At 59.7% G+C, this 25895-nt stretch carries 25 protein-coding genes and 1 pseudogene; 17 read left to right on the top strand and 9 right to left on the bottom strand.

The window, feature by feature from the left end; genetic code table 11:
- From ABJL60_RS17475 to ABJL60_RS17415, 13 genes and pseudogenes are all read left to right on the top strand, one after another.
- A partial coding sequence (locus ABJL60_RS17475; RefSeq protein WP_121095842.1) for an IS3 family transposase occupies positions 1-102 on the top strand: 102 nt, incomplete at its 5' end.
- Positions 103-124: 22 nt separating this feature from the next.
- Entirely contained in the window at positions 125-505 is a 381-nt protein-coding gene (locus tag ABJL60_RS17470; RefSeq protein ID WP_348432503.1) for a DUF3768 domain-containing protein, read from the top strand.
- Positions 506-670: 165 nt separating this feature from the next.
- Entirely contained in the window at positions 671-2653 is a 1983-nt protein-coding gene (locus tag ABJL60_RS17465) for a ParB/RepB/Spo0J family partition protein (protein ID WP_348432492.1), read from the top strand.
- Between the two features lie 72 nt (positions 2654-2725).
- Complete coding sequence (locus ABJL60_RS17460) at positions 2726-3319, top strand: hypothetical protein (protein ID WP_025042408.1); 594 nt, start codon at positions 2726-2728, stop codon at positions 3317-3319.
- Positions 3320-3421: 102 nt separating this feature from the next.
- Positions 3422-4075, top strand: a complete 654-nt coding sequence (locus tag ABJL60_RS17455) for a hypothetical protein (protein ID WP_037239996.1) — start codon at positions 3422-3424, stop codon at positions 4073-4075.
- Between the two features lie 124 nt (positions 4076-4199).
- Positions 4200-4526, top strand: a complete 327-nt coding sequence (locus ABJL60_RS17450; RefSeq protein ID WP_005668772.1) for a type II toxin-antitoxin system PrlF family antitoxin — start codon at positions 4200-4202, stop codon at positions 4524-4526.
- Positions 4523-5041, top strand: coding sequence for a type II toxin-antitoxin system YhaV family toxin (locus tag ABJL60_RS17445; RefSeq protein ID WP_008282927.1), 519 nt, complete (start codon positions 4523-4525; stop codon positions 5039-5041). Before ABJL60_RS17450 ends, ABJL60_RS17445 begins: the two co-directional genes overlap by 4 nt.
- Before the next feature lie 94 nt (positions 5042-5135).
- Complete coding sequence (locus ABJL60_RS17440; RefSeq protein WP_170850626.1) at positions 5136-5300, top strand: hypothetical protein; 165 nt, start codon at positions 5136-5138, stop codon at positions 5298-5300.
- Positions 5290-5442: a StaA gene (locus ABJL60_RS17435; RefSeq protein WP_348432494.1), complete on the top strand. Its 153-nt coding sequence runs from the start codon at positions 5290-5292 to the stop codon at positions 5440-5442. Before ABJL60_RS17440 ends, ABJL60_RS17435 begins: the two co-directional genes overlap by 11 nt.
- A 102-nt stretch (positions 5443-5544) precedes the next feature.
- A complete protein-coding gene (locus ABJL60_RS17430; RefSeq protein ID WP_348432495.1) occupies positions 5545-9807 on the top strand; it encodes a strawberry notch-like NTP hydrolase domain-containing protein in 4263 nt (1420 codons plus the stop codon).
- 17 nt (positions 9808-9824) lie between these two features.
- Positions 9825-10126 (top strand): annotated as a pseudogene (locus ABJL60_RS17425) (hypothetical protein).
- A 124-nt stretch (positions 10127-10250) separates the two neighbouring features.
- Positions 10251-10979 (top strand): DUF736 family protein, encoded by a 729-nt coding sequence (locus ABJL60_RS17420; protein WP_348432496.1) that lies wholly within the window; start codon positions 10251-10253, stop codon positions 10977-10979.
- Positions 10980-11206: 227 nt separating this feature from the next.
- On the top strand, positions 11207-11476 hold the full coding sequence (locus tag ABJL60_RS17415) for a hypothetical protein (protein ID WP_348451750.1): 270 nt from the start codon (positions 11207-11209) through the stop codon (positions 11474-11476).
- A gap of 145 nt (positions 11477-11621) precedes the next feature.
- Here ABJL60_RS17415 and ABJL60_RS17410 read toward each other — a convergent pair whose 3' ends face one another.
- Positions 11622-12506: a LysR substrate-binding domain-containing protein gene (locus tag ABJL60_RS17410; RefSeq protein ID WP_348432499.1), complete on the bottom strand. Its 885-nt coding sequence runs from the start codon at positions 12504-12506 to the stop codon at positions 11622-11624.
- Between the two features lie 236 nt (positions 12507-12742).
- Here ABJL60_RS17410 and ABJL60_RS17405 point away from each other — a divergent pair, with 236 nt between their 5' ends.
- Complete coding sequence (locus ABJL60_RS17405) at positions 12743-13870, top strand: aminomethyltransferase family protein (protein WP_348502171.1); 1128 nt, start codon at positions 12743-12745, stop codon at positions 13868-13870.
- A gap of 8 nt (positions 13871-13878) precedes the next feature.
- Here the strand turns inward: ABJL60_RS17405 and ABJL60_RS17400 are convergent, their stop codons facing one another.
- Genes ABJL60_RS17400 through ABJL60_RS17375 form a run of 6 tightly spaced genes read right to left on the bottom strand, consistent with a single transcriptional unit; the run spans position 13879 to position 19480 of the window.
- On the bottom strand, positions 13879-14754 hold the full coding sequence (locus ABJL60_RS17400; protein ID WP_348502170.1) for an alpha/beta hydrolase: 876 nt from the start codon (positions 14752-14754) through the stop codon (positions 13879-13881).
- 5 nt (positions 14755-14759) lie between these two features.
- Positions 14760-15575, bottom strand: coding sequence for an SDR family oxidoreductase (locus tag ABJL60_RS17395; protein ID WP_348373342.1), 816 nt, complete (start codon positions 15573-15575; stop codon positions 14760-14762).
- 22 nt (positions 15576-15597) lie between these two features.
- The gene (locus ABJL60_RS17390) at positions 15598-16881 is read right to left on the bottom strand and encodes a TRAP transporter large permease (RefSeq protein WP_348373341.1); all 1284 of its coding nucleotides are present in this window, start codon (positions 16879-16881) and stop codon (positions 15598-15600) included.
- Entirely contained in the window at positions 16878-17459 is a 582-nt protein-coding gene (locus ABJL60_RS17385) for a TRAP transporter small permease (protein ID WP_348502169.1), read from the bottom strand. The genes ABJL60_RS17390 and ABJL60_RS17385 overlap by 4 nt, the downstream gene beginning before the upstream one ends.
- Before the next feature lie 58 nt (positions 17460-17517).
- Positions 17518-18567: a TRAP transporter substrate-binding protein gene (locus ABJL60_RS17380; protein WP_348432425.1), complete on the bottom strand. Its 1050-nt coding sequence runs from the start codon at positions 18565-18567 to the stop codon at positions 17518-17520.
- 40 nt (positions 18568-18607) lie between these two features.
- The gene (locus ABJL60_RS17375; protein WP_348288350.1) at positions 18608-19480 is read right to left on the bottom strand and encodes a crotonase/enoyl-CoA hydratase family protein; all 873 of its coding nucleotides are present in this window, start codon (positions 19478-19480) and stop codon (positions 18608-18610) included.
- Between the two features lie 102 nt (positions 19481-19582).
- Between ABJL60_RS17375 and ABJL60_RS17370 the strand changes: the two genes are divergently transcribed.
- The 3 genes from ABJL60_RS17370 (at position 19583) to ABJL60_RS17360 (ending at position 24478) form a co-directional block, all read left to right on the top strand.
- Entirely contained in the window at positions 19583-20491 is a 909-nt protein-coding gene (locus tag ABJL60_RS17370; RefSeq protein WP_348432424.1) for a LysR family transcriptional regulator, read from the top strand.
- Positions 20492-20579: 88 nt separating this feature from the next.
- Positions 20580-22199, top strand: a complete 1620-nt coding sequence (locus ABJL60_RS17365; RefSeq protein ID WP_348432423.1) for an AMP-binding protein — start codon at positions 20580-20582, stop codon at positions 22197-22199.
- 8 nt (positions 22200-22207) lie between these two features.
- Positions 22208-24478, top strand: coding sequence for a molybdopterin guanine dinucleotide-containing S/N-oxide reductase (locus tag ABJL60_RS17360; RefSeq protein ID WP_348432422.1), 2271 nt, complete (start codon positions 22208-22210; stop codon positions 24476-24478).
- A gap of 248 nt (positions 24479-24726) precedes the next feature.
- Here ABJL60_RS17360 and ABJL60_RS17355 read toward each other — a convergent pair whose 3' ends face one another.
- Positions 24727-25059: a type II toxin-antitoxin system RelE/ParE family toxin gene (locus ABJL60_RS17355; protein WP_348408710.1), complete on the bottom strand. Its 333-nt coding sequence runs from the start codon at positions 25057-25059 to the stop codon at positions 24727-24729.
- Positions 25059-25334 carry a hypothetical protein gene (locus ABJL60_RS17350; RefSeq protein ID WP_348408711.1) on the bottom strand — a complete coding sequence of 92 codons (276 nt, stop codon included), beginning with the start codon at positions 25332-25334 and terminating at the stop codon, positions 25059-25061. Before ABJL60_RS17350 ends, ABJL60_RS17355 begins: the two co-directional genes overlap by 1 nt.
- Positions 25335-25895 lie beyond the last annotated feature (561 nt).

Raw genomic sequence — 25895 nt, 5'->3', positions numbered from 1 at the left:
ATGGCCATCTTCGAATACATCAACGGCTTCTACAATCCACGCCGAAGGCACTCAGCATTGGGCTGGAAAAGCCCCGTCGCCTTCGAGCGAAAAGTGGCCTAAACGAGCACTTGGGGCGGCACAAATACGCGACAGGTCCACAGACCGTCCGGATCCGAGTGTGATCGCGGCGCAGAACGACGCGTTTCGCAAGCTCGCGTGCCTTGGAGTGCCGCCCGCCCAGCCCATCCAGGGCCGGATGCATGTGACCCGCTCGCTAATGGAGGCCAGCGATGGCTTCATGGCCGAGGCGGTCAAGGCAACCGGTGAGTTTGCCACGTTCGAGCCTGAGAATGATCCCGAGGGCTGGCACGATTTCGGGGCGGTCGAGATCCGGGGCGAGACCGTGTTCTGGAAACTGGATTTGTACGAAGCGGATTCCGACTTCCGCTATGGCGCCGAGACCCCGGACAATCCCGCCACCACCATGCGCGTGCTGACCATCATGCTGGCGCGCGACTGGTAGAAGGGCAGGGGGCTCCTCCCCCTCCCCCTCCTGATACCCCAGGCGATGAAGGCCCACTGACCCCTCAAAGGGAAAGTGGGCCTTTTGTCTTGGTGATCCCTGAAGCCGGGGATTGGTCACGCGCAAGCGCGCGGGCCGCATCTCACCCACCTGGAAGGATATCCCATGACCACAAGCTTTGCCCCTCTCACCGTCGCCATCGGCGATCTGGTCCCGCATCCAGCCAACGTGCGCAGCAACGCGCCGGAAACCTATGACCCCGAGAACATCGCGCATCTGAAGGCCAGTATCGCTGTGCTGGGCCTGCTCCAGCCGCTCCTGGTCCAGAAGCTTGACGGGAAATATGCTGTCCTCGCTGGTGGCCGGCGCCATGCAGCCCTGAAGGAGCTGATCGCCGACAAGGCCAGCAAGGGGTTCACGGCGAAAACCAAGGTCGACTGCCGCCTTGTGCCGGAGGACTGCGACGTCACCACGGCGCTGTCGCTGGCCGAGAACATCACCCAGGCACCGATGAATGCCATCGACGAGTTCGAGGCTTTCGCCCGGATGATGGAGGTCGACGGCCAGACGCCCGAGACCATCGCAAAGACCTTCGGCGCCACGGTGGCGGCCGTGAAAGGCCGGTTGCGCTATGGCCTTATCCACCCCGACATCCGCGCCGCGGCCCGGGCCAAGGTGATCACGCTCGACACGATGAAGGCCTTCGCCGAGCACCCGAGCCAGGAGGCGCAGCGCGAGATCTTTGAGGCGCTCACGAAGGACGGCGGCTATCTACAGGCCTATACCGTTCGACAGGCGCTCAAATCCCGCGGGGTGCAGGTCAGCGATGATATCGGGGCTTTCGTGCGCGCGGACTACGAGGCGCGTGGCGGCGCAGTCGCGGCTGACCTTCTGGAAGAGCATTCCGTGCTCGAGGATGCGGCGCTGGTCGAGACCATCCTGCTTGAGAAGCTCGGTGCAGCCGCCGAGGACGCCCGTATGAGGCTGGGCTTCGCCTGGGCCGATGCGATGGTGCGCTATGATTACGCGACCATGGCCGACTATGGCCGCGTCTATCCCGGCCCGATCGTGCCGGATGCATCCGCCCAGAAGCGCATCGATGAGATCACTGCCGAGCTTGATAAACTGCAGCTCCAGATGGAGGATGAGGGGCTCGAGGACGGTGCCTACAATGCCCTTTACGAGCGCGTGGACGCTCTGGAAGAGGAAGCCCGCGATCTGCAGGAGGCTTACAGCACCGAGGACCTCGCGCGGTCCGGGGTGATCGCGTCGTGGCAGGGTGGGCAGATCACGCTCCATGTTGGTCTCGTCCGCCCGGAAGACACCGTGAAAGAGGAGGGCGCGCGCGGCTCTTCGGCTAGCCCGACCGGGGAAGAGGCCCCGGACGCCGGCGAAATCACCTATCCAGCCTCACTGGCCGAGGACCTCAAGACCGAGCGGGCCATGGCCCTTGGCGCCGCGATGGCGCTGCATCCGGAAGCCACGCTCGATCTGACGCTCTTCAAGCTGGTGAGCGACGTTCTGGCCAGCGGCATGAGTGTCACGCAGGCGATCAAGATCGATGCCCGCAAGGAATACCGCAACCACGCCAAGATGGACGAGATTGACGAGACCTCCCTCGCGCAGGTGGCCGCGGCGCATGATGTGCTGGACCTCTCGTGGCTCGATGATACCCGCCCGCCCGCCGATCAGTTCGCGGCGTTTCGCGCGCTCGAAGCAGGGGAGAAGGCCAAGCTCGTCGCCTATGCCACGGCCAGCACCACGCAGTCCTGCTTCGCGCGGGACCGCCAGCGCGACAGCCTGATGCATGCGTTCGAGATCGAGATCATGCCCGATATCCGCGCGCATTGGACGCCGAACGCGGCGCTCTTCAATCGCTTCAAAAAGGCATGGCTCCTGAAGATCCTCGGCGAGGATCTGGGTCTGGCCCAGGAGGCGGTGACGCTGGCCTCGTCGAGCAAGAAGGAGATCGTCGCCTTCTGCGACAAGCTCTTTGCAGAGCCGTTCGCCACACTCACGGACGCGCAGCGCGCTGCCGTAGCCGCCTGGTGCCCGCCGATGATGCAGACCGCCGGTGTCGTCTGTGATGAGGCGGAGCCCGCCTCGGAATCTCCCGAGCCTGACAGCGAGGTCGCGCAAGCGGCCTGAGTCCTCACGCGACCCGCGCGAGGCATTTCCCGCGCGGGTCGACCCTCCCACACCCAACCGAAAGACATCCCCATGGCTATTCTCAAGTTCTCTGCGTCCGCTGTTGCGGCACAGATCGCCCATGCGCGCGCCTGCAAGACCTTCCTGCCCAACTGGAACGGGCCCGTGGACAGGCCCGCCCTGATCCTGATCGTCGGCAATGGTGTGCATCTGCGCTCAAACGGCATCGATGGCACGACCACCCGTATCGTCACCACCGAACAGGCAGATCCCTCCTTCGCCTTCGCCGACGGCATGAACCCGTTTCGGGATACCGACTGGATGGCGCAGCGCCGCATGGCGTTTCGCGATCTGACCGGCCAGTTCTACACCGACATCCTGGATGACGTGCAGGTGCTCATCGACCGGGGGCGGGGGGCGATCCGGCTCGCCACCGATGGCCACAGCATCCGCGTCTTCGTACGCCGGGCCTCGGATTATCTCATCGGCGGGACCTACGAGGTGCCCTCGGGCCTCGGCGGCACCTTCCGGGTCATCCTCAAGGATGCCTGCGATACCTTCGCGATCGTGCAGAACTGCGGCAATTGCGAGGATTTCGACGCCATGCAGCCCTACCGCGTGCCGCTCGATGCGCTGATGGAAATCGATGACCGGAGGGCGGCGTAACGCGCCCTTTCTCAAACAAGCATCGCCAATACCCTGCCAGGCCTGCGGCCCTCTCGGGACATTGACGACAACAATTTCCCCAATGAGAGAAAGGACTCTGAGATGGGATGGCTCTTCTATACCGATCGCCGCGTCCAGACCTACGCGGATGAGAAAGCGGAGATTGCCCGGCTCTGCACCTTCGAGAGCGATAGGCGCAAGACGGAACTGGTCAAAGCCTGCAAGGTGGGTTCGACTTGGTACGCGGCGGCAAAGGTCACAAGTATCGATGGCTCGCCGGTCGAAGACACGACCTATGTCACCGATGCGGATGGCTCCATCACTTTCGGTGCTGTCTTCCTCACCCGATACGATGACGGCTGCTGGGGCTACAAGGACATGGAGGAAAGTGCTGGCCCGAACGAGTCTCGTGCTCCCCTTGGGCTGATCGAGCTCCTCTCCGACCTGAAAGACCCGGACAGCTATGCTCATGCCTGGCGCCAGCGCTGCCAGGACTGGGCTGCGATCCCGGACTACGAGGAAGGCGACAAGATCAGGCTCGCAGCACCTGTGACGCTCACCGATGGCAGTACCTGCCAGATTGTCACCGCGACCCACTACAGGCGCGGGCGGCAAAAGCGCCGCTGCTACCGCATCGAGGAAACTGGTGGGCTCGTACGCCTGTCGAAGGCCTCGCTTGCGGGTTCGGAGCTGCTCAGCTCCGCGAAAGGTGCGGCTAGCCCGGTGCTGGCGGAGTTCCTGGCGGGGCGAAATTAGGTCCTGCGCCGGACGGTTCATCGACCTGCCCGGCGACAGCAGATGCTGCGGCTTGTCTTGACAAGGCAATGCAAATGCATTACCTATCGCGGGCAGCAAAGACCCTTTTCTTCAGGAGACTGCCATGACAGCCCTCGCACAAGATGTCTCGAAACTCACGGATCGGTATCAGACGACCGTGCCGGCGGGTGTGCGCAAACAGCTCAAGCTGGGCAAGGGCGACCAGATTCGTTACTGCACCGAGCCGAGTGGCAGGGTCTATATCGAGCCCGTGCGCAGCGACGAGGAAGATCCCGTGCTCGGAGCCTTTCTCGATTTTGTCGAGGCCGATATCAAGGCGCATCCGGACCGCATTCGGGCGTTCGATGGGGCTTTGCATGACCGTCTTGCAGCACTGGTCGGAGACGTTGACGTCGATCTCGATGCGCCGCTATCACTCGAGGATGAATGAGCGGCGATAGCGTGCCCGCCCAAGCGCCCCTTGTCGTAAACGGATGGTCGATTTATGCGCATCCGCTCTTTCTGGATCAGCTCGAAGGGCTGATTGAAGAGGTCGAGGCGCGTAAGGCACGCGATCCTAAGACCTGGCGCAAGAAAAACCCGACGAAACGGCTGGCCGCCATTTTCAAGCTGGTCACCGAGGCCATACCGGCAGATCCGGGTGCCGCCGCCTTCCGGCAAGGCGGCACACTCGGCGATCACCGCAAGCACTGGTTCCGGGCGAAATTCTTCCAGCAGTATCGGCTGTTCTATCGGTTCAACAGCGATGCGAAGGTCATCGTGGTGGCCTGGGTGAACGACGACAAGACCCTGCGCGCCTACGGCAGCAAGACGGATGCCTATGCGACGTTCAAAGGGATGTTGGAAGATGGCAATCCACCTGACAATTTCGACGCGCTCTTGAAAGAAGCTGCAGCGGCGGGCAAGCGGTTCGAAACTTCCCTTGAAGCGGTGCCCGATCGGTAAGTGGGCCAGCTTGCTGTGACCCTTTGGCATTATCGTTTACGACGCCCCGCTGGAAGATGTAGCATCGGCTGATAATACGGTCGGAGAAAGCACAATGATTGAGGCGGAAAAGGATAGGCAGCACCTCGGGTTAGAGGAGCAATGCGCGCCTGACCTGACGGGGCACCGTTTCCCAATTGCCGTGCACGTTGCAGACATGCCCGATGACCTCGGCAAGCTGCTGGATATCGGGCTCGAGGAGCATTTCCGTGGCGGCTGATGTCAATTCGTATGACGCGTGGTTTCGCGCGAAGGTGCAGGCCGCGCTGGAGGAGGAATGCACGGGAACATCTCAGGTTCAGGTTATGCAGGCCGCACAGGCATTGATTGATGCGAAGCGGCAGGTCGAACCCAAGACCTGAGCAAGCCTTGGAGGTCAGCGCGGTCTGACCCCCGTCACCCTGAAAAGCGAAAGTGGGCTTTTTGTCCTTTGGAACTCAGACCCTAATCCAAAGGAAACCCCCATGACCAAGCCCAAACCGGCAAACCCGGCTCTCTCGATCTCCCACCCTGACCTCGCCTCTGCGCTCGCGCAGATCGGCGCGGAGATCGACCACCAACCCCTGCGTAGCTCAGCGCTCGCGCGCATCATGCGCGAGACGTTTCATGGCAGCGATGCCGGCGGTGCCTGGGACTGGCGCATGGCCTATGACCTGATGCAGGCCGCGGCTGTCCAAGTGCTGCTGCGTGGGAACGGCGTGGCAGATGACATCGCCGCTGCAAAGCTGCTTGCCTCGCGGCTGCTGACGGAAACCCGCCGGTCAGAGCAGCAGATCCGTCTGCAGCAGTTTTCCACGCCGCTGCCATTCGCGGCGCTGGTCTTGCGGGCCGGGGCGATCCGCAAGAGCGAGACCGTGCTGGAGCCGTCGGCGGGCACCGGTGCACTGGCCGCTTTCGCCGCCCGGGCTGGTGCCACGCTTTTGCTCAACGAGATCGACCCCTTTCGCCAGCGCCTCCTGCGCGCGGTTTTCGGCGGCGAGGTGACGGGCCATGACGGCGAGCATATCGACGATCTGCTGCAGTCGCCGCTTCTACCCGACGTCGTGGTGATGAATCCGCCCTTCGCCTCCTCGGTCGACCGCTCCCGGGACAAACACATCGCCGCCAAGCATCTCATCGCGGCTGCAAAGCGTCTGGCACCCGGCGGGCGGCTTGTGGCGATCATGCCGCCGGGATTCACGCCCGAACGCGATGCCGCGCATTGGTCCCGCGCCTGCGGTCTCTTGACGCCGCGCTTGGCGTTGACGATGCCGGGGCAGGTCTACCGCAAGCTCGGCACCTCTGTCGAAACCCAGCTCATGGTCTTCGACAAGGTGCAGGAGGGCGGCGAAATGATCCGCGTCCCTGTGCGGGATCTGGATGAAGCCTTGGCATATGTTGATGCTGTGGCCGCGACCCGGACCGAGATGCGCCCCGTACAACAGGCAGCGGCGATCCCTAACGGGCGGCCGACCGTTCCATCCTCTGCTCCGCGCAAGACCGCCGCTGCGCCTGTCGCCGCCTCCAAACCCCGGGCCAATGCCGTTGTCCCGCTAGTTTTCACGAGCCTTGATATCCCGCGCGACAACACGCCGGTCTCGGACATCTATGCGCGCTACCGTCCGCAGCGGATCGAGATCGCGGGTGCGCAGGAACATCCCACGCCGCTCGTTGAAAGCATCGCCATGGCCTCGGTTGCCCCGCCCATGCCCTCAAACACGGGCAGTGATGACTTGCGCCTGCCCACACGGTTGATCGAGGAGGGAGATCTCTCCGAGGCGCAGCTCGAGACCATCATCATGGCGCATGATGCCCATGGGCGCGACCTGCCCGGTCGGTTTATCATCGATGACGACCAGACCAAGCTGACGCGCGCCGATGATGACCCTAATGCACGGGCCTATCGCCTTGGTTACTTCCTCGGCGACGGCACCGGTTGCGGCAAGGGGCGCGAATGCGCAGGGCTCATCCTTGTCAACTGGCTGGCCGGACGCAGGAAGGCGATCTGGGTCTCCAAATCCGCCACGCTCGTTGAGGACGCGATCCGCGACTGGACCGATCTCGGCGGCTCGCCTGCCGACATTCAGCCACTTTCCAAATGGAAACCGGATCAGCCCGTCCCGATGGGCGACGGAATCCTCTTCGTCACCTACGCCACGCTGCGGTCCGCGGGCAAATGCGGCACCACGCGACTGAGCCAGATCCTCGGCTGGATGGGCGAAGACTTTGAAGGCGTACTGGCCTTTGATGAGGCCCATGCCATGCAGAACGCGGCCGGGTCCGAGCAGGGCAGGGGGGTCAAACCCTCCCAGCAGGGCCTTGCTGGCCTGCGGCTGCAACTGGCAGCACCCCGCGCTCGCGTCTTCTACATCTCGGCCACGGGTGCCACGAGCGTGCACAACCTGGCCTATGCCGCGCGGCTGGGGCTCTGGGGGCAGGGCCCCGAATACCCCTTCCCAAGCCGCGAGAGCTTCGTTTCTGCGATGGAAGCCGGCGGTGTCGCTGCCATGGAGGTGGTCGCGCGCGATCTCAAGACGCTCGGGCTCTACACTGCCCGCGCCCTCAGCTTCGACGGCGTGGAATATGACGTGCTCGAACACGCGCTCACCTCGGCCCAGATCGAGATCTACGACGCCTATGCGGGTGCGTTTCGAACGATCCACCACAATCTCGAAGCCGCGCTGACGGCGACCGGCGTCAACGACGCCTCTGGCGAGACCAATGCCTCGGCCGCTCGCGCCTCGGCCAAGTCCCGCTTCGAGAGCACGAAACAGCGCTTCTTCAACCATCTCCTGATGGGCATGAAAGCCCCGACCATCATCCGCGCGATCAAGGACGATCTGGCAGCGGGCAAGGCTTGCGTCATCCAGGTGGTTTCGACAGGCGAGAGCCTGCTGAAACGCCGGCTTGAGACGATGGACCCCGAGGATGAACTCGTCGAGGGTGCCTTGACGCCGCGCGATTACGTCCTGGGCTACCTCGAACAGGCCTTCCCGATCCATGCGCAAAAGCTGGTCGAGGTCGACGGCAATATGGTGGCGGAACCCTTGCGGGATGAGACCGGCGCGCTCGTCGTCTCGCGCGAGGCGCTCGCCCTGCGCGATGCGGCCATGATGGAGTTGATGACGCTGGCGCCGATCCCCTCGGCGCTCGATCAGATCCTCTGGGCTTTTGGCGACGAGGCCGTCGCAGAGGTCACGGGTCGGTCCATCCGCCCTTTGAAGGCCGAGGATGGTCATCTCTTCATCGAGAAGCGCGCCGCCAGCAGCAATTCATCCGAGACCCAAGCCTTCATGGACGGCGAAAAGGATATCCTTATCTTTTCCGATGCGGGCGGGACGGGCCGGTCCTATCATGCGGCACAAACGGCGAAGAACCAGAAGCGGCGGCGGCACTATCTTCTGGAGCCCGGCTGGCGCGCGGATGCGGCCATCCAGGGGCTCGGGCGCACGCATCGCTCGGCTCAGGTCAGCGCGCCCTTCTTCCGGGTCTGCACCTCGGATGTGCATGGCGAGAAGCGTTTCACCTCGACTATAGCCAAGCGCCTCGACCAGCTGGGGGCCTTGACCAAGGGTCAGCGCGAGACCGGCTCGCACGGCATGTTCCGCGAGGAGGACAATCTCGAAAGCCCGATCGCACGGGCGGCGCTGCGTGGGTATTTCGCCGATCTTGCCGCCGGGCGCGCTGAGGCGATGAGCTACGAGAGCTTCACCGACTGGACGGCCCTGCGGCTGATCGACAAGGACGGGGTGCTCCTTGAGGAGCTTCCCCCGATCCAGCGGTTTCTGAACCGGGTTCTGGCCCTTCCCATCCACATGCAGAACGCGCTCTTTGCCGAGTTCATGCGCCGGATCGCTGATCAGACCGAACGGGCGCGCGCGGCCGGCACGCTCGATCTCGGCGTGGAGACCCTGCGTGGCGAAAAGATCGAACAGGTCTCCACCGAGGATCTCTGGACCTGCCCGAAATCCGGTGCGGTCACGCGGATCATCGGACTTGAGGTGACGGACCCGGTGCACGTGCTGTCGGCGGATGACGCGCTGTCGCGCAATCCCGACAAGCTGCCCATGGTCAACCGCGCTTCCGGCCGCGCGGCGCTGATCTCGGCGCGGCCCATGCAGATGTATGACGAGGACATCGTCACGCTGATGCGCAAGGTGGTGCGGCCAAACGGGTCGAGCTATCTGGAGGAGGCGCGGTTCGAGTCCTCGGCCTGGGAAGAGATCAGCAGGCCCGAGTTTGCAGGACTTTGGGATGCCGAGGCTGCATCCCTGCCAAAAACCACCACGACCAAGCTCTACCTGCTGACCGGGCTGCTGCTGCCGATCTGGAAGGATATTCCGACCACGAATGAGCGCATCTACCGGGTCACGCCCGACGGGGCGACGCCGATGATCGGGCGGACGCTGAGCGAGGAAGGGGAGGCAGCGTTACGCGCACGCTTCCTCGTCTCCAATCCGCAAACACCGCGGGAGATGCTGACCGCCGCCCTCGGCACCACCGCGCCTGTCGATCTGGGCCGGGGTCTGACCCTGACCCGTCGCCGCGTCGCAGGCGAGATGCGCCTTGAGTTGGGCGGTGCGGATCGGGGCATGATCGACGGCCTCAAGGCCATGGGGTGTTTCACCGAGATCATTGCCTTCCAGCTGCGGGTGTTCCTGCCGCATGGGGACGGGATCGACACGGGAACCATTCTGGCCCGGATCGTGAGGCAGGCACCAGATGCCGCTTCATTAGCAGCAGAATAGGCAAGGGGGGAAAGATCATGACACTCGAAGACATCAAGGCCGCCGTCGATGCCGGCCAGACCGTTCACTGGGCCAATACCGGGTACGTTGTGCACAAAGATCGGCTCGGTCAGTACCTCATCACCTATTTGCCGAATGGTAGCTGCATCGGTCTGACCGACCGGGGCGGGCACGGGTTGAACGGAAAAGCGGCGGAGTTCTTCATAGCGCGATCGGAGGACGGCGCGGAAAATCCGGGCAGCCAATCAAGACCAGACGGGCAGGGCGGGGCGTTGCACCCGGAGGCGCGGGGGCATTCCCACTCGGACGGCAGCTTTGACCCGTGGGCGGGGCTGAAAGGAAAGCAGGCTTTCTGATTTGTGATCCCTCAAGGGGTCGAGAAAGCAATCCCGGATGCGCTGGCAAGAACGTCAGGCACCGGCCAATCCAAAAGGAACCATCCCATGTTAGCAGGAACCCTCACCCGCAACGTCGAGACCGCAGCCGCTCAGTACACCGGCATGATCCATTCGACACGTTTCGATATCGCCATCCAGCTTGAAAACCGCCCGAAGATGTCCGAACGCAGCCCGGATTACGACGTGACGGCAGTCAACAAATCAGGCCGCAAGGTGCGCATCGGCACGGCCTGGAACGAGACCGGCAATACCAGCGGCAATCCCTACATCTCGATGCAGATCGATGTCGGCTTGGGTCCGTTCCGGGTCAACGCGGTGCAGACGAAAGAGGCGCGCGCGGCCGAGAGCGGCGAATTCGAGATCATCCCGCTGGTCTCGAACGGCCTGATGAAATCCGGCTCGATCTCGGGCGAGCTCACCGCCATGGACGCGGACAACGCCTTCACCGGCTACATCGCCAACATGATGTTCGATCTGGAGTTCATGCTGATCGAGAACAGCTATAAATCCGAGGAGACCCACCCCGATTACCGGATCGAGGTCAGCTCGCCCCGGGGCACGCCGATCCGCGTCGGCTCGGCGTGGATGGCCAAAAGCAACCGCACGGGCAATGACTACCTGTCGCTGCTGATCAACACGCCCGATGGCGACCTGCGCGTCAACGCCGTGCAGAACGAAGAGCAGCGCGGCGGGCAGACCTTCTCGATCATCCCGTTCATCGACAGTGGTGAGCAGCCGCAGGACGCGGGCAAGGGGCTGTCGCTGGTCGCCTAATCGGCGCGCGAGGGGGAGACGATCTGAACCGAAAGGGGAGCCGTGGGATCACGGTTCCCCTTTTTCTGTACTGGTGTGGTTGAATGAACCCGGCGTGCATTGCAGACGTTCGTGTCGCCCGCAGCTAGTGCAACCGAAGAGCCGATTCTGTTGAAAAACTCCGAATTTCAGATGTCGCAATTTTTCGGAAAGAACCCATGATACCGAAAAGTCAGATGAGATTTGGCATGAGGCGCAGTGAGCTGCCACATGATCGGCAAAAGTCCAATTTGGCCGAACCCCTGGCCTCGAAGAGTTGGTCGCGCTGTACGGGCAAAAAATTCACCGATTTCGTCAAAAACGGAGTTTTTCAACAATATCAGCCCATTGCAGAAGTGGCGATTTCTCGCTGCGTGCGCTCGCAGCAGAGATTTTTCCGAAGCGGCGAAAGGTTTTATGCTGCCTGGCAGCGGAAACAGCAGCCGTTCATGCAACGCGCAGCAAATCTGAATCCATGAATTCGAAAATTGCGGAACAATCCCGCCTTTTTGCTTTTGCCTCTTTCGCTGACGCAGAAAACCTTGGTAAATTCAGCGCAGAGCGCGCGGTGTTCTTGCAAATTTCCCTGAAACCGCCGTTCATGAGCTTAACGTCCACAGGATTTCAAGCCCGCCTCTCGCTGCGATCATTTTCAGCCCGCAACCAGTCCAAGAAGCCTTGCGCGCCCTGAGACATCGGCTGATCCGTGAAAATGACAAAGTAACCCGCATTTTCAACTCGGATGTCGGACAATCTGACAAGTGTTCCGTCGTCAATTTCTGGCGCGATCAGATCATCCCAAAGCGCCAACCCCTGACCATCCACCACCGCCTGCACGCGGCTGCCCGAGTCAGGGATCGTCAGGCTGGATCGGCTGGGGGCGTAAGGTAGCCCCGCAGCTTTGTGCCAGGCGCGCCACCCCGCATCGCCGGAGCTGTCACCCAAGAGCGGAAGCTGTTTGACCGCTTCGGCCAATCCAAGCTGCCTGACCTGCTCAGCAACTGCACGGCTGGCGGTTGGCACAGCGGGCAGGGACAGAAGAAGTTCGCTCTTGTGACCCTCCCAGCCGCCAATTCCCCAGAGGATTGCCATGTCGACCTTCGCCGACCTCATCATGTCGACGGAATTGATCGGCTCAATGCGCAGGCTTATACCGGGATTGGCCTCGAAGAAACGGGTGAGCCTTGGTGACAGCCAGCGCGACGAGAAATAGGTCAGTGCGCCAACGGTCACGGCACCCGAGGCCGTGCCGCGCAGGTCTTCGATTTCACGGTCGATCTGGCTCAGGGCCGTTTGGGACACGTGCCACAATCTGCGGCCTTCCTCGGACAGTTCGAGTTTCGCGTGCGCGCGCTCGAACAGGCGAAAGCCTAGCTCGGCTTCAAGCTTGTTGATTTGGTAGCTGATCGACCCTTTCGATTGATGCATCTCGTCCGCCGCCTTGGTCATCGACAGAGTGCGGGCAACGGCATCAAAGATCTTGAGGGCATCATAAGAACGAAAGCGCATGATTATTGTCTAATTTTTTCGAACGACTTGTGCAAATCATTAGATTTGCGCTGAGCGCAATTGGTCCAATATTGCCAACTTAATGCGTGGCACCCATCTGTCCTTGTCGAAGATCACCCGCAGGCGTCTAACAACTCTGAACGGTGAACAATATGACAACTGACCTTTCCCACTTCCGCTTCGTCGCTAAGGCGCTCCCCAATCAGGGCGCGCGCCCGCGCGAATTGGCCCGCACCATGCCTGCACATCCGCTGAGCTACATGGAGCTGCCCTATGATCCCGAATACACGCTCTACAACTCGCGCCTGACGCCGGAGAAACTCGACACGGCCACGGATGACGAGATGTATTGGGCGGTGCGCACCAACGTAATTTTTCGCCACACCGGCGAATTGCCAATCGAGATTAGCGGGCCAGATGCCGAAACCCTGCTGAACAAAGTGTTCACCCGCAGCGTCAGCAAGGTGAAGCCGGGGCGCTGTTCCTATCAGTTCGCCTGCTATCACGATGGCGGCATGATCACGGATGGGGTGCTGCTGCGGCTTGCGGAAGACAGGTTCTGGATGGCGCAGGCCGACGGCGACCTGTTCAGTTGGTACAAGGCACACGCCGAAGGGCTGGACGTGAAAATCCACGACCCGAATGTCTGGGTCAGCCAGATTCAAGGCCCACGGTCGCTGGACTTGCTGGCTGCTGTGCTGGACGGCCCCATGCCCGATCCTTTCCGCTATTTCGACTGCGCCGAGGTTTCCATCGCGGGGCAGGCCTGCTGGATCAGCCGCTCGGGCTTCACCAACGAATTAGGCTGGGAAGTCTACATGCTGCCCGACACTGACATCCCCGCCATCGGTGACAAGATCATGGAGGCAGGTGCTGCCTTCGGCATTCTGCTGACCGGAACACCAGTATTCCGCGCGCGGCGGATCGAGGCCGGGTTGCTCAACGCTGGGTCGGATTTCGGGGCGGACACGACGCCGTTCGAGGCGGGTCTTGGCGGTTTTGTCGCATTTGATGATCGCGATTTTGTTGGCCGCAAAGCGCTGGAGGCCGCCGATAAATCCTGCCGCACATGGGGCATGCGGGTCACCGGCGGTGTCGCACAGCTTGGACGCGTCATGACCATTGATGGCAAAGAGGTCGGTCGAGTCTGCTCCTCGGGCTATTCGCCCTATCTGGGCTGCGGTGTCTGCATCGTGCGCATGGACGACCCCGCACAGGGTCCCGGCACGCAGGTCAAGGTACTCTGCGCCGATGGGTCCACCCAAAGCGGTGAGCTCTGCACCCTGCCGATGTATGACGCTGACCGCCTGATCCCACGCGGCAAGCTGGTGGACATCCCGACCAAACCCATTGCTGCGGAATGACTTGGCAACTAGGCTGCGTTCGCAAGGAACCCTGCGAGTGCAGCCGCGGCCACTGACGCGCGTTCAACATGAAGGAAATGTCCGCATTCATGGAAGATTTGAAGCTGAGCCTTTGGAATAGCTTGCGCCATGGCATTGATTTCAGCGGTTTTCACCAAGCGATCTTCCTGCGATGCAAGGATCAATGTCGGGACTTGAAGCGCTGCCAACTTTGCGCTCAGGTCCAGTTTTGAACATGCCGTGAAATCGTTCAGCAGAACGTTTCCTCCGGCAGACATCATCCTTTGCTGTGTGGTCTTCACGAAGTGTTCTGGCGTTGATTTGTGCCAGCAAGAGCGGGCGATGGCGGCGACGGTATCTTCGGTTTGGTTCTGCAACCCCTTCAGCAATTCGGGTGTGACTGGCATGCGCGCCGCCCCGGCGATCAGGCAGAGTGAGGAAATCCGCGCGCACGATTGCAACGCGGCTGACAAGACAACGCCGACACCCATTGAGTGCCCCACTAGGCAGACGTTTTCTAAACCAAGCGCTTCAATGAACCTGATCACAACTGCACCGTAGCTGTCGATTTCACTCAGGCTTTGACCACCCGAGCCACCATGGCCCGTAAGATCAATCGCAATCACGGGATGCGCGTGCAGCGCTTGCCCCCCTTGACCGGGCAGAACAGCCGTCATTGAGGGAAGGCCAAAAGGGGCAGTCGCCTCGGCCACACTCCGCCAAGATTGCGGCCAGTCGAGTTTGGACCCTCCGGCACCGTGCACCAGAACAAGTGTGGGCCGCTCCGGCGTCACTGCAATTCCGTTGGTGCTAAAGCAGATTTTTTGCCCGCCGATGCTGACTTTTTGGTTGGCGTATGTCTCAAAGCGAAGGTGAGGCGTCATAACGATCACACCAGCTTGTGCATGGCTTCCAGATCTGTGGACCCGATCTCGTCTACAATTTTGCTGCGCAGTTTTCGCATCGCGCCCAGCCATTTGTCGTAGTTGGCAGACTTGAATTGGATGAATTGCGCGACATCCGCGTGCGGCAAAATCAGGAAGCTTTCCTGCGCAACACCCTCAACCACGGTTTGAGCAAGTGCTTCTGGCGTGATCACACCCGGCAGATCGCTTGATGCGCCTTTATCGGCATACCCCAGCATCGGGGTTGCCACATATTGCGGACAAATGACCGAAACCTTGATCCCGTCACCGCCATGGGTGATCGCGACGGATTCAGCGAACCCAATGGCCGCATGTTTGGTTGCAGAATAGGCCGCATCACCGATTTGGCTCAGCAACCCGGCAGCCGAAGACATCTGCAGCAGATAGCCGCTCCCGCGTTCGATCATGCCTGGCAGAACCGCGCGGGCGGCATAGACATGCGCCATCACATGAACGTCCCAGCAAAGGCCCCAGGTGTCATTACTGGCCGAGGCTGAATGTGATGGCTCACCTAAACACACACCCGCGTTTGAGCAGAACATATCCACCGAGCCAAAGTGCTGCTCTGCCTGCTGAACCAACGCCTGCACATCGGCCTCCTTGGTGACGTCGCATGCCACGCCCAAGCCATCAAACTCGGCAGCGGTTGCACGAGCCGCACCTTCGTCCAGATCGGCGACAACAACCTTTGCACCCTCCTTGGCGAACCGTGTGGCTAAGGCCGCACCAATGCCGCGTGCACCGCCGGTGATAATGATCGTCTTATTCTTAAGATCCATGGGACTTTCCTATCGCAAATTTTTACAGAAGAGATGGCAGCCACAGCGCCATCGAGGGGAACGCAATCACAAGGCCGATCATGACGAACATAGCGAAGACAAAGGGGATCGCCCCATTGATCACGTCCTTGATGGGTCCGCTTTTGCGGATGGATTGCACAACATAGAGGTTCAGCCCAATGGGCGGTGTGATCAAAGCGGTTTCCAGCAGCAACATCAGCACCACACCGAACCAGATCGGATCGTACCCAAGGGCGACGATCACCGGCACGACAATGGGGGTCGTTGTGATCAACATGGACAGGCTCTCCATGAAACAACCCATCACCAGATAGATGGCGATAATGATCAACAACACCTGAAACGGGGACAGGCCCAGGCCTTCGATAAAGCTTTGGAATGCGGCCGCGAGGCCGATGACGGCAAGCACGAAGTTCAAGAAGGCCGCTGCCAGAATGATCAGCATGATCATCGCTGTTGTCCGCATGGTGCCTTCGAATGATTTGAGAAGCATATCCCGTGTCAGCTTACCGTTTTTCCACGACAGCAAGAGTGCCGCAAGAACGCCCAGAGAGGCACTTTCCGTCGGCGTCGCCCAACCCGCATAAATGGAGCCGATGACCACAATGAAAATGAACAAAGGTTGCAACAGATTTGGCAGGCTCGCGAAACGCTCAGACCATGAGATATGGACCTTTTCGCCGCCCCAGCCTTTGTTGGCGAGGCAGAGAAGGACGATGGTAAGACTGTAGAGCCCCGCCAAGACCAGCCCCGGTAAGATTCCCGCGAGGTAAAGCTTGGGCACGGATGTATTGGTCAAAAGCCCGTAGATGATCAGGCCAACGGAAGGCGGTATCAGAATGCCAAGTGTCCCACCGGCGGCAAGCGAGCCAAGAAACAGCGGCGTGTGATAGCCGCGCTTGTCGATCTGCGGCACCGCAACCGTCCCGACGGTGGCCGCCGTGGCAACGGAAGACCCAGAGGTCGCCGCAAAGATAGCGCTGGAACCGATATTGGAATGCATGAGCCCGCCCGGCAGCCATGACAGCCATTTTGCCATCGCATCATACATCTTTTCTGCGATGTCCGAGCGCAGCATGATCTCGCCCAGCATGACAAACATGGGCACCGCAACGAGCAGAAATTCGATCGAGTTTTCCCACATCATGTCACCAATGGCGCGACGCAAAGGCATGATGGAAAAGCTCTCGTCCAGCACCACACCCAACAGGCCAAGTGCTGCAGCAACCGGAATTGCAAGGAAGATGAACAGAAGTAGAAGTGAGAAAGTGACGATAAGGATCATGATTTGCCCTCCGTCTCGACCAGCTCCGCTTTGATTTCGCCTTCGATGCCTTCAGAACCGATAAGCTCAGAGACTGCATCCCAGTTGCGGCGCAGGACATTGCCTGAAACACGAAGCGCAATCAAAACCCACATCGCCAATGCAAGCCCAATCCCGCTGATCCAGACAATCTGAGGAATAGAAAGCGGTGTGCGTAAGGGCGTGACCGAGATACGGCCGGTTTCAACAGTCCCTTTGACCAATTCAAACCCGTACCAGCCAATAAGTGCGAACAGCGCGCCAAGTGCGAGAAAGCTGAGAATGTCCAATGCAATACGCAAAGGGCGCGGCATCAGATTATAGACAACGTCGATCCGCACATTTCCTTTCCTTCTGATCACGGCGGCGTAGGACCAGGCCGTAGCTGCCGCGAAGACATAGCCTGAAATTTCATCCGCGCCCCCAAGCGACGAGTTAAAAAGCTTACGCATGATGACTTCCAATCCCACCATGAAAGCTGTCATCAAAAGGGCCGCCCCTGCGACCCAAACGGCAATTTCTGAGACACGGTCAAGCGCGCCTTGTGTTCGGATCAACATGGTAAACCCCCCTGCAAAGTTGGATGGCGGCACCAGCATGCCAGTGCCGCCAGGCGCATTACTGAATCGACAGACCGTTGGCCGCGCCGATCGTGGCGTTCCACGGGCCTGCGCAGTCCGCGTCGCCGCAGCGGTCTAGCCAGCCTGGGAAGACATGGCTTTGCAGGATGCTATTCGCCTGCGCGCTATCGGCCTCTGTCATCGGGATAAGGCTCATGCCGACGGCATCGCCTTTGGAACAACCCGCGTCATCACCCGTCAGACAGGCCAACCCCTCGTTTTCTTCAGTGACGTAGTTTGTCCAGGTGGCGTCTTCCCAATTGCTGATCTCTTCGGCCAATGCGGCGCGAGACGCTTCATCAAGGCTCTGCCACATGGAAAGGTTGGCATAGAGCCCCGCCATGCCCATGTTGATCGGCAGTTCACCAACATAGTTGATCACCTCATGCCAGCTGGCGTCATAGGCCGGGATCGCACCAGTGACCGCGCAATCGACGACGCCGTTCTGAATGGCGGGAACAACCTCACCGAATGCAATCGTCACGTTTGTGGCCCCTGCGCCCGACAAGAAGTCTGCGTGGGTGGCGCTAGAGGTTCTGATCTTACGGCCTTCAAGTCCGGCCAAGCCATCGAACTCGTCCTTGCAGAACACGAACTGGCGACCAAAGGGGTAATGCGCCAGCATGATCAGGTTCTGCTCCGCCAGACGTGCATTGATCACGTCGCGGTAGGCATCGGCATTGGCACGTGCACTGGCCATATCGGTTGCGACACCGGCAAGATCGATGCCTTCCATCTCGGGCGTCGATCCGGTGACATAGGCGACAACCATGTTGCCCATATCGAACACACCGTTTTGCAGCAAGTTGAGCGTCTCGTATCCTTTCAGGCCCATGACAGAGATCGAGACGATTTCACCGCTCATCTGCCCATCGGTATTTGCCGACAATGTTTCGGTCCAGAACGGTGCTTCGTAGTTTCTATATTGGCTCAGGCTGCTCCATGTGCCAATCACCTTGAACTGGTGCGGCTGGATTTCGTCTGCCGCCGCCGTTCCAGCGGCGACAGCAAGACTTAGCCCTGCGATGGTGGCGAGTGATTTCAACATAATTTCCTCCCTTGGATGTGTTGAATATGTGCCGCTGCGGTTAGTCCGAGCGGTCGTTGATGGGTGTGTTGGTGGTCCAGTTAAAAGTCCCTGTGTCGCGTTCCTGAACAGCCTGTTTCCAGCCGACCGCCTCGACGCGGGCCTTGAAATTCATGCCCTCAGGCGAATGGCGGGTGATCCCGTCAAAGACGGTGGCCAATCTTTGGGTCTGGTTGATCTTTTCTTCCACAGCCGCGTTGATCACCATCTTCTGCATGGCCAGCTGGTTGATCGGAACGCTCGCCATCCGGGCGGCCAGTGCTTCGACCTCGCCGTCCAATTGCGCATCTGGCACGGATTTCAGCACCAGCCCCATCTCGGCAGCCTCGACGCCCGAAATCTTGTCGCCCGTAAACATCATGCGCTTGGCTTTTTCCGGCCCCAACCGGTGCACCCACATCGCCGTCGTCGGGCAGCCCCAAACACGGCTGGGCATGTAGCCGATCTGCGCTGTGTCTCCCATGATCGTAAGATCCGCGCAGAGCGCGATGTCTGACCCGCCAGCAACGGCGAAACCATGCACCTTGCAGATAACTGGTTTCATCGCTCGAAAGAGAGACATGAAGGCCTGCGTATTGGTCCACATAAACTGGAAATCCTGCATCGGATCCCAAGGCATCTCCTGCACAACCTGATTTGTGCTATTGCCTTCGGCGTAATGCGCCAGGTCATAGCCCGAACAGAAAGCCTTGCCCGCACCCGACAAGACCATCACATGTACGTCACTGTCGGCATCCGCTTGCGCCACCGCCGCAGCCAACTCGCCGGGCAAGTCATCGTCGATGGCATTCATCACCTCGGGACGGTTCAGGGTGATCCGACCAATGCGGCCGTCTTTCTCGTAAAGAACTTTTGGCAAGGTGCGTTGCTCCAGTTGTGACTCTCGGTTCGCTGACCGGTTATGGGAGCATGGTTGGCAAACCTGATATTTTCCATTATTAGTTTTCTATGTTTTGATAACTTTGGAATATCAATAATGCTGCCAACACTTCGCCAACTCCTCGTCTTCAAAACCGTCGTTGAGCAAGGCAGTTTTCGAAAAAGCGCTGACGTCCTGAACACATCCCAGCCAGCGCTGTCGAACTCTGTTAAGGCGCTGGAAGATGTTCTTGGGACGTCGGTGTTCTTCCGAACAACACGATCTGTGGAACTGACTGCGGCTGGCGTAGCACTTTATTCGCGCATCGATCAGATTTTTGAGATGGTTGAGACTGCCACATTGGAAGCCCGCGATGCGGCAGACGGCAAAGGCGGCAGGCTACGACTAAATTACGTGGATTTTGCGATCCTGGGTGGATTGCCCGATGTGCTGGAAAATTTTCGGTCGAAAAACCCGAAGATACAGATTGACATAGGTTTCGCCCGCACGCTTGAACAGATTGAAAAAATGCAGAAAGGCCAGATAGATATCGGGTTTATTTTTGACATGGACACGCCTATTCCGCCGGATTTCCGGCGATTGGTTTTCAGTGTTGAAGGACTTGCCGCTGTTGTGCCCAGAGCGCATCGGTTGGCCAAGAGGGCCACGCTGGAGCTGGAAGAGCTCAAAGGCGAACCCATCATTGCGGGCGACGCCAGATGGGAGCGGTATACGGATATGGTCAACGAGCATTGTATTGCACGTGGCTTCTCGCTCGAGATTTCTCAGCGGGCTTACTTGCGCGACGAGATGCTGTCTCTCGTTCTGGGCGGCATGGGGGTTCTGATCTATCCCAATTGCATCATGAACGCCGCGCGCTTTGGTTTGCGGGCTATTCCGATCAGCGATGTTGGCGATGTTATCACGACCTCACTGATTTGGCGCAGCGACAGCGCGAACCCAATTGTAGCCCCGTTTGTCGACGCTGTGCGCAAGTCGTTAGCCAGCGCCGTTGATACAGAATAGTTATCAATACATAGATTTTTGATATTTGAGAATTCGCGGCACGTTGCCTCTGATATTTTATGAGAACAATGAATAGTCAGAGCCACAAATGTACAACTTACACCTCGAAAAAGCGCATTTCCCTGCTCAGTCAGACATGGATGCAATCGATGTGCCCATTGGCGAAGGCCTAAGGGAGGTCACAGCAAGCAACATCTACAGGCCGGCACTGACTGAGATCCGTCAAGATGGGTCTCGGGGACGCTCCTGGACATACGGTGCGCTTTGGGATGATTGCGAACGACTAGCGCTTGCTTTGAGTTCGCGGTTTACCAAGGGCGAAAAGATTGTGGTCTGGTCTCCAAACAGCCCTGAATGGGTTTTGATGGAATATGCCTGTGCGCTTGCCGGTCTGGTGCTTGTAACGGCCAACCCATCGCTGCAAGCCAAAGAACTTCGGTATGTACTCGAGCAGTCTGGCGCTGTCGGCCTGTTCCATGTTCAGGAATTCAGGGGCAACCCTATGGCACAGATCGCCACGCTTGCCAGCGACGGCAATACGATCCTGCGGGAAGTAACTGATCTTGATGATCACGACGTTCTATTCTCACGAGGCTCAGACGAGGCACGTCTTCCTGAAGTGTTGACCTGCGATCCGGCACAAATTCAATACACGTCAGGAACGACCGGGTTTCCAAAAGCAGCACTTTTGTCCCATGGGGGGCTTTTGAACAACGCGCGCTTTTATGCAGATCGCTGCGGCGTCACGGAACACAGCATCTGGATCAACATCATGCAGATGTTTCACACATCCGGCTGTGGGATGGTGACGCTGGGCGCAATGCAGGCAGGGGCGCATATGGTGCTTGTCAGCTTGTTTGACGCGCCGCGCATCGTCGATCTGCTTGAAAGCGAAAAGGCCGATGTCGTCTTAGGCGTTCCGACAATGGTGGTCGCCCTCCTTGAGGAACAGGAAGCCAACCCGCGTGATACAACTGCGTTGCGCGTGATCAGCTGTGGCGGTGCAAATGTTGCCGCGGATTTGGTACGCCGGGTGAAGCAAGCGTTTGGATGCGGATTTTCGACCCTCTATGGCCAAACGGAGCACTGCCCGGTTATCACCCAGCACCACTTGGGCGACAGCATTGATGATATCTGCACGACCATTGGCCAGCCGATCCCGCAAACAGAGGTGTCCATCCGACGTTTGAGCGACAATTCCTGCGCTGAGCTGAACGAGCCGGGGGAAATCTGCGCGCGCGGTCCCTGCACAATGCTTGAATATCACGACAACCCAGCGGCCACGCAGGCGACGATTGACGCAGCAGGGTGGCTTCATACGGGTGATTTGGGCACCATGGACGATCGCGGCTATCTCAAGATCACCGGTCGGGTCAAAGAGATGATTATTCGTGGCGGAGAGAACCACTTCCCTGCGGAAATCGAGAATGCGATGCTAACGCATCCAGAGATTCAAGAAGTCGCTGTGGTCGGTATCGCCGACGAGAAGTGGGGCGAGTTAATCGCGTGTTTCCTCCGGCCATCGGGCGATGCAACTTTAAGCGCGGCGGACCTGAAATCTCATTGCCGATCCGAATTGTCTCCGCAAAAAACGCCAAATCTTTGGATTGAGGTCAAAAGCTTTCCGATGACCGGGTCCGGCAAGATCCAGAAATTCGCCTTGCGCGATATGTTCGAACGCGGTGAACTCACACCTTTAACGGCATAGGTGATCGGGTGACGAAATCCGAACGGGATCTGCTGACGGCGACGCATTGGGGCACCTACCGGGTGGATGTTGAGAATGGTCGTGTCATCAACCTTCGTGGGTTTGAGCATGACCCAGATCCCTCGCCAATTGGGCCGGGGATAGTGGATGTGCTTGACGGCCCAACACGGATCATGGCCCCGATGGTGCGAAAGAGCTGGCTGGAAGGTGGCCCGGGCACGGCGGGTGACAAACGCGGGTCGGACGCATTCGTGGAGGTTACCTGGGAGGAAGCCAACCGGCTGGTCGCTGCAGAGCTTACCCGCGTGCGCTCTACCCATGGCAACCGCGCGATTTATGCCGGGTCTTACGGCTGGGCAAGTGCCGGGCGGTTTCACCACGCGCAAAGCCAACTCAAACGGTTTCTGAACTGTATCGGTGGATATACCGGTTCCAAAAACACGTATTCCTTCGCTGCGGCAGAGGTGCTCGTACCTCATGTCCTCGGCACCTTCCGCGGGCATTTGGATACAACCACAAGCTGGGAAAGTATTGCATCAGATTGCGAGCTCTTCGTGGCCTTTGGCGGCGTGCCTTTGAAGAATGGGCAGATCAGCCAAGGCGGCACCGGCGCACATGTGCAAAAAGACGGGCTTCTGGCCGCGCATGAGGCAGGTGTTGACTTCGTCAATATCTCGCCGCTGTGCTCGGACCTGCTTACCCAAGTGGATGGAGATTGGCTGCCTATCCGGCCCAATACGGACGTGGCACTGATGCTGTCGCTGGCCCATGTGTTGCTGGGCGAAGATCTGCACGATCAAGCATTCCTTGACAACTATTCCGTCGGTTTTGCGCGTTTTGCTGACTATCTGCTGGGCAAAACGGATGGCATTCCCAAATCACCTGAATGGGCCGCAGACATCTGCGAACTACCTGCCGACACCATCCGTGATTTGGCCCGCCGCATGGCACGCAGCCGTACTATGATCTCAACCGCTTGGGCTTTGACACGTCAGGATCACGGCGAACAACCGTTTTGGGCGGCCATCGCACTTGCGGCGATGCTGGGGCAGATCGGCCTGCCGGGGACGGGCTTGGGCTTTGGCTATTCGGCGATGAACAACACCGGATTGAACCGCACGCCGGTCAACTATGCGTCCTTTCCACAAGGCCATAATCCTGTGCCGGATTTCATCCCCGTGGCGCGCGTGACAGACATGCTGGAGACCCCGGGCGGGACATTCGACTATGACGGCGCGTCTTACGCGTATCCCGACATCCGGCTCGTCTGGTGGGCCGGTGGCAACCCCTTCCACCACCATCAGGATCTGAACCGCATGCGGCGGGCCTGGGCCAAACCCGAGACCATCATCGCCAATGAATGGTGCTGGAACGCACTGGCCAAACATGCCGATATAGTGCTGCCCTGCACCACGCCGCTGGAGCGCAGCGACATCGCACTGACGCCCAAAGACCCTTATCAGGTGGTGATGGACCGCGCCATCGAACCTGTGGGACAGGCGCGTGATGATCACGAAATCCTGCGTGGCATTGCCGCTGAAATGGGCGTGGAAGAGGCGTTTACCGAAGGGCGCAGCCCGGAGGAATGGCAACGCTGGATCTGGGAGGTTTCGCGCCAACAGGCCGCAGGACAACGTGTTGAGCTGCCCGATTGGGAGAGCTTGCAGCGCGACGGCTGGGTCAAGGTGCCGGTCCCGGACAAGCCCACCGTCATGCTGGGCGCTTTTCGCACCGACCCGGAGGCCAACCCGCTCGCCACACCGTCGGGCAGGATCGAAATCTTTTCGCAGACCATCGCAGACTTCGGCTATGACGATTGTCCCGGCCACCCCGCGTGGCTGGAACCAACCGAATGGCTGGGCGCTGCTGCCCCGGATGACCTGCACATGATATCCAACCAGCCCCGCAACAAACTACACAGCCAGTTGGATCACGGCGCGGTCAGCCGTGCAGACCGGCCAAAGGGCGTTGAACCGATGACGATGCACCCGAGAGATGCAGCGGTGCGCGGGCTGATCGACGGTCAGATTGTCAGAATTCAAAACACCCGCGGCGCGTGCCTTGCTGAACTGCGGATCAGCGACATGATCCGACCCGGCGTTATCCAGATTGCGACCGGCGCATGGCTCTATTCTGACGGCGACCTCTGCCGCAATGGCAACCCGAACGTGCTGACCCGTGACAAAGGCACATCAAGACTGGCCCAGGGTCCCGTGGCGCATTCTTGCCTTGTCAAAGTAGAGACTGTTGCAGGCAAAGTGCCTCAACAAAAAAGGTGAATTGAACGCCGAACAGCAAAACAAGACTTCAAAATTCGCGTGGGATGACCATAGTACTTGTCCGGCTGGGGATGACCGCTTCGACGATTTGAATTGCGACGCCGCATGAACGCCACTGCATGTGTTTGCTAATGCTGCGTGAGCAACCGCTGCACCAGCAAAGGCAACTTTTGTCCGCATCTTTCCTCTTCATCTCGAGCGCAGCGAAGGTCCGGTCTTGAGATTTTTCGCAGTAGATGGCTTTGAAGTTAGTCTGCGAACACCTGTCTTGCCGACGCGAGCCTCATCCAGTCCCGACCGCCGAATGCGACGAGAGCGAGATAAACAATTCCGGTATCTAAATCCGGTTTGAATACGATGGTCAGTCGGTGACCTGCGCCGCCATGGCGCACGAGCCATCCGTCCAGCTTGCCGCTGAGGCGAGCACCGGATTTTGGCTTTTCGGCAATCTTCTGGATAAGGGTATCGATTTCATCGAGCCTGCGGCTTGCTGCAGCAACGTCACCGTCAGTCACGTCGACAATATGATCAACGATACCGATAAGGTCCCGTTCAAAGAACGGATGCCTGACAAAACGCATCAGGTCTTCTGAGCCATCGCCGCAAGATGGGCCCGGGCGCCTTTAGTGACGTCGGCGGCATCGCCGACGGGTTCCCATTGATCGAGAGGCAGAGACAGACGACGCTCTAATTCTGCTTCGAGCAGAGACCGTTCACGATCTCGCTCTGCCTTGGCCTTCGCCAATTCACCTGAAACAGCCGCGCTCATATTTGGGTACTCTCCAGCTTCGACCAGTTCCTTGGCAAATGTGTAGGCCGTGTCGGTGAAACTGACGGATTGCTTTTGAACGCTCATCGCGGACTCCTTGGTGCTCCAATAGACTACCGAATTTTGCCGCTTCTGGCAAGCAGGTCAGGCCGACCGAGCGAAATGCGTCAACAGCCTGTCGGCCTCCCCAGCTCGGTACGCCAAGTCGCAGGTGAGAACGGCCCTTCGGTCCGTCGCGCATTCGGCCATGCGGCCTCACCGCGGCGCAGCACCCAGCATCCCGGTTTGCCCGCCTCGCGAGCACGTCCCTCCCCGGCCGCTCCGCCGGATTGCGCTCTGGTCTGTTTTGGCCTGAGGCCAAAACGATCCCGCCGCTCCATCCGTCTCCCGCGTCCGGTCGGGCCGTTTGCCTGCTCGGGTCGGGCAAACCTACCGTCAAAACACACACACATGAGCGCGGTAGCATATCCTCCGGATGGCCCCCAAATCAGCCCGCGTCAAGGATCGCAAAACTTTTCGGCGAGGGCGGGGCCTGTGGCGCGGGGCGATCCCATGCGTGAGGGCGCGCATGTGTCCGGTGCTGCACGCGGAAAACTTTTGCGCCCGGCAAGCCGGCGGCTGCGCCGTCCCTGACCCGGGCAGATTCGG

This window comes from Ascidiaceihabitans sp., assembly GCF_039986515.1.
GTDB lineage: Bacteria > Pseudomonadota > Alphaproteobacteria > Rhodobacterales > Rhodobacteraceae > Ascidiaceihabitans.
Note: the sequence above shows the minus strand (reverse complement) of the source record. Positions and strands in the feature narration are given on the sequence as shown.

Coding starts and splice junctions, on each gene's coding strand:
- ABJL60_RS17365 (WP_348432423.1), top strand. CDS start 20,580: ATGTACAACTTACACCTCGAAAAAGCGCATTTCCCTGCTCAGTCAGAC.
- ABJL60_RS17445 (WP_008282927.1), top strand. CDS start 4,523: ATGAGCGGCGATAGCGTGCCCGCCCAAGCGCCCCTTGTCGTAAACGGA.
- ABJL60_RS17465 (WP_348432492.1), top strand. CDS start 671: ATGACCACAAGCTTTGCCCCTCTCACCGTCGCCATCGGCGATCTGGTC.
- ABJL60_RS17430 (WP_348432495.1), top strand. CDS start 5,545: ATGACCAAGCCCAAACCGGCAAACCCGGCTCTCTCGATCTCCCACCCT.
- ABJL60_RS17410 (WP_348432499.1), bottom strand. CDS start 12,506: ATGCGCTTTCGTTCTTATGATGCCCTCAAGATCTTTGATGCCGTTGCC.
- ABJL60_RS17385 (WP_348502169.1), bottom strand. CDS start 17,459: ATGTTGATCCGAACACAAGGCGCGCTTGACCGTGTCTCAGAAATTGCC.
- ABJL60_RS17460 (WP_025042408.1), top strand. CDS start 2,726: ATGGCTATTCTCAAGTTCTCTGCGTCCGCTGTTGCGGCACAGATCGCC.
- ABJL60_RS17380 (WP_348432425.1), bottom strand. CDS start 18,567: ATGTTGAAATCACTCGCCACCATCGCAGGGCTAAGTCTTGCTGTCGCC.
- ABJL60_RS17420 (WP_348432496.1), top strand. CDS start 10,251: ATGTTAGCAGGAACCCTCACCCGCAACGTCGAGACCGCAGCCGCTCAG.
- ABJL60_RS17440 (WP_170850626.1), top strand. CDS start 5,136: ATGATTGAGGCGGAAAAGGATAGGCAGCACCTCGGGTTAGAGGAGCAA.
- ABJL60_RS17415 (WP_348451750.1), top strand. CDS start 11,207: ATGAGGCGCAGTGAGCTGCCACATGATCGGCAAAAGTCCAATTTGGCC.
- ABJL60_RS17350 (WP_348408711.1), bottom strand. CDS start 25,334: ATGAGCGTTCAAAAGCAATCCGTCAGTTTCACCGACACGGCCTACACA.
- ABJL60_RS17400 (WP_348502170.1), bottom strand. CDS start 14,754: ATGACGCCTCACCTTCGCTTTGAGACATACGCCAACCAAAAAGTCAGC.
- ABJL60_RS17455 (WP_037239996.1), top strand. CDS start 3,422: ATGGGATGGCTCTTCTATACCGATCGCCGCGTCCAGACCTACGCGGAT.
- ABJL60_RS17355 (WP_348408710.1), bottom strand. CDS start 25,059: ATGCGTTTTGTCAGGCATCCGTTCTTTGAACGGGACCTTATCGGTATC.
- ABJL60_RS17450 (WP_005668772.1), top strand. CDS start 4,200: ATGACAGCCCTCGCACAAGATGTCTCGAAACTCACGGATCGGTATCAG.
- ABJL60_RS17390 (WP_348373341.1), bottom strand. CDS start 16,881: ATGATCCTTATCGTCACTTTCTCACTTCTACTTCTGTTCATCTTCCTT.
- ABJL60_RS17395 (WP_348373342.1), bottom strand. CDS start 15,575: ATGGATCTTAAGAATAAGACGATCATTATCACCGGCGGTGCACGCGGC.
- ABJL60_RS17405 (WP_348502171.1), top strand. CDS start 12,743: ATGCCTGCACATCCGCTGAGCTACATGGAGCTGCCCTATGATCCCGAA.
- ABJL60_RS17370 (WP_348432424.1), top strand. CDS start 19,583: ATGCTGCCAACACTTCGCCAACTCCTCGTCTTCAAAACCGTCGTTGAG.